9 protein-coding genes are annotated in these 13856 nt (G+C 33.2%); 1 reads left to right on the forward strand and 8 read right to left on the reverse strand.

The features are described from left to right. Positions 1 to 4 precede the first annotated feature (4 nt). The 6 genes from mutM to KA900_RS07460 all read right to left on the reverse strand — a co-directional run bounded on the left by mutM (position 5) and on the right by KA900_RS07460 (position 8981). On the reverse strand, positions 5 to 877 hold the full coding sequence (gene mutM / locus KA900_RS07435) for a bifunctional DNA-formamidopyrimidine glycosylase/DNA-(apurinic or apyrimidinic site) lyase (RefSeq protein WP_096809234.1): 873 nt from the start codon (positions 875 to 877) through the stop codon (positions 5 to 7). Between the two features lie 15 nt (positions 878 to 892). Beyond that, entirely contained in the window at positions 893 to 3523 is a 2631-nt protein-coding gene (gene polA / locus KA900_RS07440; RefSeq protein ID WP_119487938.1) for a DNA polymerase I, read from the reverse strand. A 181-nt stretch (positions 3524 to 3704) separates the two neighbouring features. Then, the gene (gene pnpS, locus KA900_RS07445; protein WP_119487937.1) at positions 3705 to 5393 is read right to left on the reverse strand and encodes a two-component system histidine kinase PnpS; all 1689 of its coding nucleotides are present in this window, start codon (positions 5391 to 5393) and stop codon (positions 3705 to 3707) included. Continuing rightward, positions 5393 to 6103 (reverse strand): response regulator transcription factor, encoded by a 711-nt coding sequence (locus tag KA900_RS07450; protein ID WP_096809229.1) that lies wholly within the window; start codon positions 6101 to 6103, stop codon positions 5393 to 5395. The genes pnpS and KA900_RS07450 overlap by 1 nt, the downstream gene beginning before the upstream one ends. A gap of 413 nt (positions 6104 to 6516) precedes the next feature. After that, positions 6517 to 7785, reverse strand: a complete 1269-nt coding sequence (gene icd / locus KA900_RS07455) for an NADP-dependent isocitrate dehydrogenase (protein ID WP_096809226.1) — start codon at positions 7783 to 7785, stop codon at positions 6517 to 6519. 77 nt (positions 7786 to 7862) lie between these two features. Next, positions 7863 to 8981, reverse strand: a complete 1119-nt coding sequence (locus KA900_RS07460) for a citrate synthase (RefSeq protein ID WP_210139413.1) — start codon at positions 8979 to 8981, stop codon at positions 7863 to 7865. 348 nt (positions 8982 to 9329) lie between these two features. On the opposite strand from KA900_RS07460, the gene KA900_RS07465 reads away from it, so the two are divergent. Beyond that, the gene (locus KA900_RS07465) at positions 9330 to 10694 is read left to right on the forward strand and encodes an amino acid permease (protein WP_107644227.1); all 1365 of its coding nucleotides are present in this window, start codon (positions 9330 to 9332) and stop codon (positions 10692 to 10694) included. A 355-nt stretch (positions 10695 to 11049) separates the two neighbouring features. Here the strand turns inward: KA900_RS07465 and pyk are convergent, their stop codons facing one another. Beyond that, positions 11050 to 12810 carry a pyruvate kinase gene (gene pyk / locus KA900_RS07470; protein WP_107644226.1) on the reverse strand — a complete coding sequence of 587 codons (1761 nt, stop codon included), beginning with the start codon at positions 12808 to 12810 and terminating at the stop codon, positions 11050 to 11052. 20 nt (positions 12811 to 12830) lie between these two features. Continuing rightward, positions 12831 to 13799: a 6-phosphofructokinase gene (pfkA, locus tag KA900_RS07475; RefSeq protein ID WP_096809218.1), complete on the reverse strand. Its 969-nt coding sequence runs from the start codon at positions 13797 to 13799 to the stop codon at positions 12831 to 12833. Positions 13800 to 13856 lie beyond the last annotated feature (57 nt).

Consider the following 13856-nt stretch of genomic DNA (forward strand, 5'->3'; position numbering starts at 1 on the left):
TCCTTCATTTTTGACATGTCGGGCAGAAATGACTATTACGTGTTGCAATCACTTGCGTTTCAATATCATTTCCGCACACTTTACATGTCTTTTGTTTATATACGTTTAAATGCATTTGCATCGTACCTGTGCTACCGTCAGCATGACGATAGTCTGAAATGCTAGTACCACCATATTTAATACCCGCTTCTAATACTTCACGAACATAATAAAATAACATTTCTTTTTCTTGATGGTTCAATTCTTTAGACTTGCGTGCAGGGTTAATACCGGCTCTAAATAATGCTTCACAAGCATAAATATTACCACAACCAGAAATCACCCTATGATCTAAAATCATTTGTTTGATTGGTTTATTTTGATATAACCTCTTATCAAACCAAGCCATATAGTGTGATAAGGCCTCTTTGTCAAAAGGTTCTGGCGCAATCTCTAAGAATGATGGATATGCGTCAAAAGAAGCTACATTTCTAATTTCTCCAAATCTACGAATATCTGAATAAACAAGTAGTTTATCATTATTTAATTTAAAAATCACATGCCAATGTTTACGGTAATTAGGGACGTTGATGTCTTCTAATTTATCTACAACAAAAAATCCACCAGCCATGCCTAGATGACTAATTAATATTCTTTGTTCAGAATTATTTTCAATATAAAAAACGATATATTTACTTCGTCGTTCGATATCATATATCGTATAACCTTCAGTATAACGTTTAAATGTATCTAATGCTAAACCTTTTATAATCGTTTCTTTGCCTTTATCTTTACCCTCTATCACTTTATCAGAAAAGATAACTTCTTCAATTTTCTGCCCTTTTACAAAAGGCTTAATCCCCCTTGTAACATGTTCAACCTCAGGTAGTTCAGGCATGTTATTCCCTTCTTTCTATTTTGCATCATACCATGTTTGCCCATAACTAGATTCCACTTTCAATGGAACGTCTAACTTAAGTGCATTATCCATTATTTCTTCAATAAATTTTTCAAAATCGTTTATTTCTTCTTTTGGTAATTCGAAAATCAATTCATCATGAACTTGCAGCAATAATTGCGCATGGAAATTCGTATGTTTGGCTTCATTTGCAAAATATACCATCGCAAGTTTGATAATATCTGCTGCACTTCCCTGTATTGGCGTATTCATTGCTGTTCGTTCAGCAAAACTTCTTAAATTAAAGTTTCTGCTTGTGATATCAGGGATATATCTCCGTCTATGCAGTAATGTTTCTACATACCCTTGTGCTTTACAATCCTTAACGATATCTTCCATATATTGTTTCACACCCGGGAAGCTATCTAGATAATCATCTATGAATTTTTTAGCTTGTTTTCGTGTTATACCTAAACTTTGACCCAAGCCATAATCACTAATCCCATAAACAATACCAAAATTTACTGCTTTAGCTTGTCTTCGCATTAAACTATCTACTTCTTCAGGTGCAACATTAAATACTTTAACTGCTGTTGCAGTATGAATATCTTCATCATTAATAAATGCTTGTTTTAAACTTTCATCTTGCGTAATATGTGCCAATACCCTTAGTTCAATTTGTGAATAGTCAGCTGAGAATATAACATTATTTTCATCACTAGATTTGAATGCTTTTCTTATTTTTCGACCTTCGTCTAAACGCACAGGTATATTTTGCAAATTAGGATCAACTGATGACAAACGTCCTGTTTGAGCCAATGTTTGGTTAAAGCGTGTATGAATACGATTATCTTCACCGATAACCTTTTGTAAACCTTCAATGTAAGTAGACTGTAATTTAGCTAGTTGTCTGTATTCTAAAATATATTCAATAATTGGATGTTCACCTTGTAACTGCTCTAAAACATCTACTGCAGTCGAATAACCTGTTTTAGTCTTTTTAATTACCGGTAATTTAAGTGTTTCAAATAACACAACGCCTAATTGTTTTGGCGAGTTAATGTTAAACGTTTCACCTGCTGCATCATAGATATTCTCAATCAAAACGTCTAATTTACCTTGGATTTCTTTCTCCATTTTTTGTAATTCACTGATTTCTGTATAAATACCAGTTTCTTCCATTTCACTTAATATACGCGCTAATGGTAATTCCAAGTCGTATAATAAATCAGACTGATTATATTCATCTAATTGTTTTTGAATTTTGGATTTGACTTGATCAATCGCTTCAATAATTGTTCCCACATATGGGTTTAATACCTCATCTTCAGGAATATGCTTTTTCTTACCTTTACCATATATTGCAACACTTGATTGTACATAATGTTGGCCATAATTTGCCACTACAGAATTGACATCATCGATTGTACGTGAAGGGTCAATGATATAACTTGCTAACATAACATCAAAAACGATATGTTTGATATTAATATCTAGCCGATGCGCTACGATATAAGATTTTTTAGCATCATAAACAATTTTCTCTGTAGTATCATCTTCTAGCCACGCTACTAATGCAGGGTATGTTTTTATTTGATCTGCATTGATTACTACATGATGCTCACCATCATATAATCCAAATTTTAAAATATTATCTTTTAGATAATTAACACCATCTAATTCAAAATGAATTGTCGCGGAACTTAATGTTTGGAAATCTACATTTGAAAAATCTTGCTCTATCTCAATATCCATTTCTTCTGCACTAGACGTATCATTTGAAACATCCATTTGATTTAAAAGTTGATTAAACTCTAACTTTTTAAATAATTCAACCTTATCCTCAGTATGGGGATGATCTGGTAATTTTGTATCTTCTAGCGCAACTTCAATAGGGCTTTCACAATTAATTGTCGCAAGCGTCTTACTCATTAAAGCATCGTCTTTACTATTTTCAAGTTTTTCTTTTAATTTCTTTCCGGACACTTGGTCAATATGATTATATACATTCTCTACGCTTGAAAATTGCTTCAGCAGTTTAATTGCAGTTTTTTCACCTACCCCTGCTACGCCTGGGATATTATCTGATGTATCACCCATCAAACCTTTCATATCAATGATTTGTGTAGGTGTTAATCCATCATACTTTTCAGCGATAAATTCAGGCGTGTAATGATCTACGTCTGTAACACCTTTTTTAGTATAATAGATTGTAACGTCATCTGTAGCTAGTTGTGTTAAATCACGGTCACCGGTGATGATAATAGTTTGGAAGTTTTCACTATTGGCTTGTTTACTTAAAGTGCCAATAATATCGTCCGCTTCATAATTTTCAAGTTCGTAGCGTTTGATTTGATATGCATCTAATAGTTGTCTAACATAAGGAAATTGTTCACTTAACTCGGGTGGCGTGGATTGACGCCCTCCTTTGTATTCACTGTATTGTTCATGTCTGAATGTTGTTTTCCCTGCATCGAAAGCAACTAAAAAATGTGTAGGCTGTTCTTCTTTAATTATTTTTTCTAGTAACATCGCAAAACCATAAACGGCATTCGTATGGATACCAGCTTTATTTTGTAATAATGGTAATGCGTAGAAAGCTCTAAAGCTTAAACTATTACCATCAATTAAAATTAATTTGTTCAATATTTTAACCTCCAACACATATTTATATACTATTTTAGCATAAATGATATGTTAATCAGTATTCATTCGACATACAGATTTCTAAAAGAGCTTTTTAAAAGCGATAATAAAAATAAATCAATCGATTTAACCCTAAATTGCTAGGGTTAAATCGATTGAAATGATTGGTTATAGACATATTCTATTCGAAAAATGTTACTCTAAACGTCGAACCTTTTTCCAGCTCACTAAATACATTGATTCTGCCGTGGTGTGCTTCCATAATATGTTTAGTGATTGACAGACCAAGTCCTGTGCCACCAGAATCTCTGCTTCGAGCTTTATCTACACGGTAAAAACGTTCGAATATATGTTTTTGGTCTTGCTCACTTATACCAATACCAAAATCTTGAACTTCTAAAATACGCTTATTGCCTTCTTTAAAAACACGCACAATGACTTCTTCTGAAACTTTAGAATAACTTATCGCATTGGATAGCAGGTTAAGTGCTACTTGTGAGACTTTATCCTTATTTGCTTCGATAATAATATCACGATTAATTTCGTTAACGATTGTGATGTTTTTATTTTCAGCGATATTTTGCATGTTTTTTATTGTAGTTTCTGCGATTTCGGATAAGCTTGTAGGCTCTGTTTCTAATTGTGTCTGCTGTTCCACATGAGACAAATCTAACAAATCATAAACTAACGTTTCAATACGGTTAGATTCTTTTGAAATGATTTCTAGGAAATCGTTTAACGTTTGTGCATCGTCTTTAGCGCCGTCTAGTAAAGTTTCTGCAAAGCCTTTAATTGATGTAATAGGTGTTTTTAATTCATGTGATACATTGGCAACAAATTCGCGTCTTAAATTTTCTAATTTTTTTAAATTTGTTATATCATGCAGCACGACCACCATACCATATAAATTTTTTTTGTTTTTAGATAAAATTGGAATACACGCTGTATCAAAGTATTTTTGATGTACTTGGTCAATCGTTAATTTGATTTGATCATATGTAGATTTTTCTACTTTAAATGCTGCAGCAATCAATGGTTGTATCTCAGGATCAATAAAATCAATATAATTTTTATGTTCTACTGCATCCTCAGGGTTAAATACATCATAATATGATCTATTAGCTACTACGATGTCTCCATATTTATCAATCATTAAAATTGAGCTAGGTATGTTTTCTATTGTTGTCTTCAAACGGTTAGATTGCAATTTTTGTTTGTGATTCAATCGCTGTAGTCTTCTAGCTAACTCATTTGTGGTAACAAATAGCTCTCTTGTTTCTTTGACATTGCTTTCAGGCACTCTGACATGGTAATAACCTTCAGCTAAAAGATTTGTTGCGTATGTGACTTCGTTGATAGGTCTAATGTAAGTCCTATTAATGCTTCTAACAACAAAGAAAATGATAATTAAAACAAACAAACCGATTAGTCCCACGTATTTCCAAATACCAACTTGTAATTCAAAAATTTCATTATCAATACTACTAATTATAATATCTTTATCTTTTAAAGACGTTTTGAAAGTGTACCTATGATTGTCTCCTACTTTATCGTATATCAACTTAGAAGGGTTCGCTTCATTATTAATATCTTTATTAATATGAGTGCCTTCATTTGTGGAAAATATTTTGTCGTTATCTTTAGTAATGAATAATGTGAATTTTTCACTCTTAGCAATGTCTTTAATTTCATTTGTTTTATCTTGATTGTATAAGCTTACGAGATGTTGTGCTTGATGTTCTAAGTCGCCTTCTTGGTTTGAAATAACAGTATTATAAATAACATGTGTAATAATCGCACCTAACGCAATAAAACTAACGATAACAATTGTACATAATAAAAATAATAGTCTCTGGTGAAACTTCAGCATTAAACTTTAGGTCTTTCCAACTTATAGCCTAAGCCTCTAACTGTTTTTATCAATTTAGGCTGCTTAGGATTTTCTTCCAATTTATCTCTCAAATGACTAATATGTACATCCACAATTCTTGAATCGCCAGCAAATTCATAATTCCAAACAGAGTTTAACATATGTTCACGCGTTATAACTCTTCCTTGTCTTTCTATAAGGTATAACAATAATTCGAATTCTTTAGGTGTTAATTCGAGTAATTCATCTTCACGATAAACTTCAAAGTATTCAGGTCTAATTCTTATTGAACCAATTAAAATATCATCTTCGTCTTCATCACCTGGTACAGCCTCACTTATCATTGCTGAGCGCCTTAAAATTGCCTTGACTCGAGCTACCACTTCCCGTGGAGAGAATGGTTTTGTCATATAATCATCTGCGCCAAGCTCTAGGCCTAACACGCGATCAAATTCATCATCTTTAGCAGTTAACATTAAAATTGGCACTAAATTTTTGTCTGAACGAATCGTTTTACACACTTCGATACCGTCTTTTTTAGGAAGCATAACATCCAATACAACCAATTCTGGATTTGAAGTATTTACTTTTTCTAAAGCTTCTTCGCCATCATAAGCAACTTCCACTATGTATCCAGCTTGCTCTAAATTATATTTTAACAAGGTTACGATTGATTGCTCATCATCTACTACAAGTACTTTTTGTGACATAGTATACCTCCAATTTTATGATTACAAATTAATTATAACTTATATTTTAATAAAAATAACATACTTAAAAGTATTTTTACATAAACTTAATAAATCATTGATCGTTAGTTATTTGTAAAATAATTACAAAAAAATTGTATTGTCTTATTTAACAAATCACTAAGGGATTTCAAGATAAATAATTTAAGCCTAAGTATTTAAAAAGTTAATATTTACTTAACATTTACTTTATATTTCAACGCTTATATTTTCTATTATAAGCAAAAATAATTTAGTTATCACTATTTAATATCTCCTTCTTAGATAAATTTAAATAAAAAAGGAGCAAGATAGAAATCATAACGTCATCTGATTTCTATGCTTACTCCTGTAAAAGTATTTCAATTTATATAAACACTTACTTTGATGATATATTACTTAATGTTTTTAATAAGTTCGTCTGCAAATTCAGAAGTTGATACTTCTCTAGCGCCGTCCATTAAACGTGCAAAATCGTAAGTGACAACTTTTGAAGCAATTGTTTTCTCAATAGATTCAGTTATCTTGTCAGCAGCTTCTTGCCAACCTAAATGTTCTAACATTAAAGATGCACTTAGAATCTCAGAAGATGGATTCACCTTATTTAACCCAGCGTATTTAGGAGCAGTGCCATGTGTAGCTTCAAAAATAGCATGACCCGTTTCATAGTTAATGTTTGCCCCTGGCGCTATTCCAATTCCACCAACTTGTGCTGCTAATGCGTCTGATACATAATCCCCATTAAGGTTCATAGTAGCAACTACATCATGATCTGCAGGACGCGTTAAAATTTGTTGTAAGAAAATATCTGCAATTGAATCTTTAATAATAATCTTACCGTCTTTTTCAGCTTGTTCTTGAACTTTATTTGCTTTTTCTTTACCATCTTTTTCAACAATTTCATCATATTGTTGCCATGTAAATACTTTATCACCAAATTCATTGTGTGCTAAATCATAGCCCCATTGTTTAAACGCGCCTTCAGTAAACTTCATGATATTACCTTTATGCACTAAAGTTACTGATTTGCGATTGTTATCTAATGCATAGTGAATCGCTGCACGCACTAAACGCTCTGTACCTTCCTTAGAAACAGGTTTTACACCAATGCCTGAAGTTTCTGGGAATCTAATATTTTTAGCACCCATTTCATCTTGTAAGAAGTCAATTAACTTTTTAGCTTCTGGCGTACCTTCTTTAAATTCAATACCCGCATAAATATCTTCAGTATTTTCTCGGAAGATAACCATATCTGTATCTTCTGGGCGTTTAACTGGTGAAGGCACACCTTGGAACCAACGTACAGGTCTTAGGCAAGTAAATAAATCAAGTTCTTGACGTAAAGCAACATTTAAAGAACGGATACCACCACCAATTGGTGTCGTAAGCGGACCTTTAATTGCAATTAAATATTCATTAATTGTATCTAATGTTTCTTTAGGTAGCCATTCACCTGTTTCGTCGAATGCTTTTTGGCCAGCTAATACTTCTTTCCACTCAATTTTCTTTTCGCCGTTATAAGCGTTTTCAACTGCTGCATCAATCACTCTGCTTGCTGCTGACCAAATATCTGGCCCAATACCGTCACCGATAATATAAGGAATAATAGGATTGTTTGGAACTGTTAACCCTTCTGATGTTTTAACTACTTTTTCTCCTGCCATGTAAATATACCTCCGTAATTTGAATTGTTTTTTAGTTCAATAGTTTTATAATTTTTAAAAAATGAGTAATATTCAGATTATCTTTCTTCTATTGGTACATAAGTTCTATTTGTTTCACCAATATATTGTGCTCTTGGACGCATGATTCTATTATCTCTGTATTGTTCTAGTATATGCGCAATCCACCCGGAAGTTCTACTTACTGCAAAAATAGGTGTAAATAAGTCATGTTCAATATTCATGCTATGGTATACAGTCGCACTATAGAAGTCAACATTTGCGATAAGGCCTTTTTCTTCTTGCATTTTATCAGCTATCTTAACTGAGATATCAAATAACTGACTTTGGCCTGTTTCAGAAGTTATCTTTTTACTCATCTCTTTTAAGAATTTAGCTCTTGGGTCACCATTTTTATACACACGATGGCCAAAGCCCATTATTTTTTCTTTATTTTTAATTTTATTATCAATGTACTCATCTACTTCATCAATTGATTTAACCTCTGAAAGCATACTCATTACACGTTCATTTGCCCCACCATGTAATGGCCCTTTTAATGAACCAACAGCTGCTACAATGCCAGAATACATATCAGATAACGAAGATACTGCACATCTAGCAGTAAACGTAGAAGCATTTAGTTCATGATCCGCATGTAATACTAATGCTTTATTAAATGCTTCAACTTCGATGTCTGTTGGTAATTCACCACGCAACATATACAAGAAGTTTGCGGCATAATTTAAATCACTGCTCGGTTTGACAGGTTCTTTGCCATCTCTTACTCTGGCGTATGCAGTAACAAGAGACGCAATTTTTGCTTGGATACGTACGGCACGTTCCATTGTCTGATCATCGCTTTCATCCTCGGCATGTTCATCAAAGTGAGCGATGTAAGACACTGATGTTCTTAGCGCTGTCATTGGATGTACATTGCTTGTTGCATACTCTTTGAAATGATTATATACCCTAGGGTTTAAAGTCATATATTTAAAGAGTTTTTCTTTAAATGCTTGCAGTTCCTCTTTATTAGGTAATCGATAGTGCCATAGTAAAAAGACAACTTCTTCGAATTCAGCATTTTCAGCTAAGTCATCAATTTCATAGCCTGCGTATGTAAGTTGACTATCAATAATTGAGCTTACTTTAGTTTCTGATGCAATTACCCCTTCTAAACCTTTTTGTAACTCTGCCATATATATTCCCCTTTTCTATTTCATAATGAAATGGCTTTCATAGACCATTATAGACAATATTTACGTTTTTGTGAATATTTCAGTTTATAATCACACCAATCATTAAGAAATGATAATTAGTTTATATGCCCTTAAACACGCCATATGATTGCGTGTTGCTATATTCTCATTCTAATATGTAATTACCCTTTCTTCAATTTATAATGATTTTTAATTGGTTATCGTGATTAATAACAAATTGTTAATATAAATTTACACTAACACTAGTCTATAAAAATAAAAAAAGAGTTGTTTTATTTTAAGTTGAGTATCATAATAATAAATAACTTAATAAAGGAGTTAAAACTTATGTCAAAACAACAGTTACAAAGAGAATTGAGCAATCGACATATTCAGTTAATTGCTATCGGAGGTGCTATCGGCACAGGTCTCTTTTTAGGCGCTGGACAAACAATAGCTTTAACTGGCCCTTCAATTTTACTGACATACATTATTATCGGGTTTATGCTATTTATGTTTATGAGAGGATTAGGAGAAATACTAGTAACAAACACTCATTTTAGATCTTTTGCCGATGTGACAAATCAATATCTCGGTCCGTTTGCTGGATTCGTTACTGGGTGGACATACTGGCTATGTTGGATTATAACTGGTATGGCTGAAGTTACAGCAGTGGCTAAATACGTCAGTTTTTGGTTCCCACATATCCCTAACTGGATAAGCGCTTTGTTTTGTGTACTGATTTTAATGTCATTAAATTTGCTTAGTGCCAAATTATTCGGAGAATTAGAGTTTTGGTTTTCAATTATTAAAGTAGTTACTATCTTGGCACTTATTTTCGTTGGTATTGTGATGATTGTAATGGCATACGATACACAATTTGGTCATACATCGTTAACAAATTTATATAATAATGGGATTTTTCCTAAAGGTGTTAGTGGATTTCTAATGTCATTTCAAATGGCCTTATTTTCTTTTGTTGGTATTGAATTGATTGGCGTTACTGCTGGAGAGACAAAAGATCCAACTAAAACAATTCCTAAAGCCATCAATAGTGTGCCTATAAGAATTCTAGTATTCTATGTCGGTGCTTTAACGGTAATTATGTCTATCATCCCTTGGAACAACATCAATCCTGACGAAAGCCCTTTTGTTAGACTATTTGCTTTAATCGGTATTCCATTTGCAGCCGGTATCATTAACTTTGTCGTCTTAACTGCTGCAGCGTCATCTTGTAACAGCGGCATATTCTCTAATAGTCGTATGCTATTTGGCTTATCAAATCAACAGCAAGCGCCGCCTATTTTTGAAAAAACAAACAAAAACGGCGTACCTCATATAGCCATTTTCGTTTCATGTGCGCTGTTATTAATATCCGTATTGTTGAATTATATTATTCCAAATGCAACATTAGTATTTACATATATTACGACTGTATCTACGGTATTATTTCTAATTGTTTGGGCGTTAATTATTGTGGCGTATATTAATTATCATCGCCATAACCTTGAATTGCACAAAAAAGCTACCTATAAATTAATCGGTGGTAAATATATGGGATACATCATTTTGATTTTCTTTTGCTTAGTATTTTGTTTATTGTTCGTAAACGTAGATACAAGAAGAGCAGTTTTTTTAACACCTATATGGTTTATCATATTAAGCCTGATGTATTTAAGATATAAAAAAGTGGCAAATATTAATTTAAAATAATTATAATATAATAACTCAAAATGATAAAGGTAAATAGTATCTATTTTATCATTTTGGTTATTTATAGCGATTAGCATCAGAAAATATAACAGAATGTTTAAAAATGCAGTTTTTATTCCGTTTTCGATTTTATAAAAACAAATAAAGACCGAGACATAAAAAAGATGTCTCGGTCTCTTTAACGATATAGCAGTAGATAACTGGAATCAAAATAGGCTTATATCAAATTTTTAATTTTTACCACTCAAACAAGTGTATGTTAAAAACATTTAAGAAAAATTAAGTTGTTATATGAGTTCTCTTTATTAAGTAAGCAACACATTTTCATCTTTGAGCCTGATTTCGATTCAATTAATTAAAGTACGTTAGCATAACCTTCAAACACTTTACCTTGATTTGCATCTACAGTTATCAAGATATCATTTTGAATTTCTTCTGTTGCATTTTCAACTCCAACAATAGTAGGGATGCCTTTTTCTAAACCAATAATGGCACTTGGTGAAGTAATTCCATTTTCTTCTGCAATTAATCCCCCTGCTTGTTCAATATATGGCACAAGCGTTTCATCTACTGAAGAAGTGACAATAATTGTTTCAGATAGATCTTTACCTTCTAGTTCACTCGCGTTTTTGACAACTAATGTGTTTCCTACAACTGAGTTTCTGCCAATACCTTGACCTTTAGCCAATTCATCACCTACAAGATGTAATTTCATCATGTTTGTAGTACCTTTCTCACCTGTAGGTACACCAGCAGTAATAATAATTAAATCACCGTTTTGAACTTTTTCAGTCTCAACAGCTGTAGCTACTGCTGTATTCAACATAGCATCTGTTGTTTTACGTCCTTCTTTAACTACAGGGTAAATGCCCCATACTAGTGCACATTGACGTGCAGTTTCAACGTGAGGTGTAACTGCAATAATATCTGATTTAGGACGATATTTAGAAATCGTTCTAGCTGTAGAACCACTTTCAGTTGCTGCGACAATTGCTTTTACATTTAAATTCAGTGCTGTATGTGCGACAGATACACCAATAGCATTCACTAGTGAAGTTTGCACAAGTTTTGTACGGTCAGATAATAAACGTTTATAATCTTGTGCAGCTTCAGCTGAGATTGCAATATTACGCATTGTTTTAACAGCTTCTTCTGGATATAGGCCAGCAGCAGTTTCACCTGAAAGCATAACTGCGTCTGTACCATCATAAATAGCATTAGCAACATCACTTGCTTCAGCGCGCGTAGCACGTGGGTTGCGTTGCATTGAATCTAGCATTTGAGTAGCTGTAATAACTGGTTTACCTAATTTATTACATTGTCTAATTAAGTCTTTTTGTACCATTGGTACTGATTCTGGCGGTATTTCAACACCCATATCACCGCGCGCAACCATTAAACCATCAGAAACTTCAAGTATTTCTTTAATGTTATCAATACCTTCTTGGTTTTCAATTTTAGGAATAATGCTGATGTTTGTATTTTTACCTTCTTCAAGTAATTTACGTATATCTAACACATCACTTGGGCGACGTACAAAGCTTGCTGCAATGAAATCAATATTTTCACTTATACCAAATTTAATATCTTCAGCATCTTTATCTGTAATTCCAGGTAAACTTACTTTAACACCCGGTAGGTTAACGCCTTTTTTATTTTTTAACTCTCCAGTATTTAATACATCACAAATAACTTCGCCATTTGTTTTATCTATTTGTTTTACTTGTAATTCGATGAGACCATCATCTAATAAAATATATGACCCTTCTTGAACATCATTTATTAGATTATCGTAAGTTACTGAGAATTTATCTGGTGTACCTTCAACTTCAGTCATACTTACGATGACTTCCGTACCTTTTTCAAGTTCAATAGCACCATCTTTCATGTTGTGAGTACGGATTTCAGGACCTTTAGTATCTAAAAGTATCCCAACAGTTTTACCCAATCTTTGTGATACTTCGCGAATTCTATCAATTCTAGCTTTATGTTCTGCATGGTCACCATGTGAGAAATTCAATCTTGCTACGTTCATTCCAGCTTTAATTAATTTCTCAAGCATTTCTTCAGATTCTGATGCAGGTCCAATTGTACAAACAATTTTAGTTTTTCTCATTATTAATGCCTCCCAGTATTTTATATCGATAATTCATTTGTTAGAGCATAAGTTTCGAAATCAAACTTGTGTTCATTAGCTCTGAATATTTCTTCAAACGATGTGTCTGTTAATTCATTGTTGCGGATACCAACGCCAATTGCTGTTTTTCCTTCAAGTAATAAGTCTACAGCATGCCCACCCAATCGTGAAGCGAGCACTCTATCTGCACCACTTGGGCTGCCACCACGTTGGATATGTCCTAATACAGATACACGAGCATCAACATTAATATATTTAGTCAATTCATTCGCGCAATCTTCACCAGACATACATCCTTCAGCTACCATAACAATTGAGTGTTTCTTTCCACGTCTTATACCATTATCAATCTTTTCAGCGACTTCTTTAATGTCTGTTTCAACTTCAGGAACAATAATTGTTTCTGCACCTACTGAAAGGCCTGCCCAAAGTGCTAAGTCCCCGCAATCGCGACCCATAACTTCAATGATAAATGTTCTTGCATGGCTTGAAGCCGTATCTCGTATCTTGTCGACACAATCAATAATTGTATTTAAAGCTGTGTCAAAACCAATTGTAAAGTCCGAACCGTTAATATCATTATCAATCGTTCCTGGTACGCCAATCGTTTGGATTTCTTGGCATTCTTCGCTTATACGTTGTGCACCTCTATAGCTACCGTCTCCACCAATAACTACTAAGCCTTCAATACCTCTTTTACGTAAATTTTCTATTGCTTTTTTACGTACCTCTGGTTCTTTAAATTCAGGACATCTTGCCGAATATAAGAATGTTCCGCCGCGTTGGATTGTATCTCCAACAGAACCGAGTTCTAACTTCTCGATATCATCGTTTAATAAGCCTTGATAGCCTTGATAGACACCATAAACTTCAATATTATTATAAATCGCTTTTCGAACAACAGCTCTTATAGCTGCGTTCATGCCTGGTGAATCTCCACCGCTAGTCAACACTGCAATTTTTTTCATGACGACATACCTTTCTAACATGTATTTCTTATTCTAAAAATACCATAAAATCATATA

The organism is Staphylococcus sp. GDY8P120P (assembly GCF_017892065.1).
Classification (GTDB): domain Bacteria; phylum Bacillota; class Bacilli; order Staphylococcales; family Staphylococcaceae; genus Staphylococcus; species Staphylococcus nepalensis.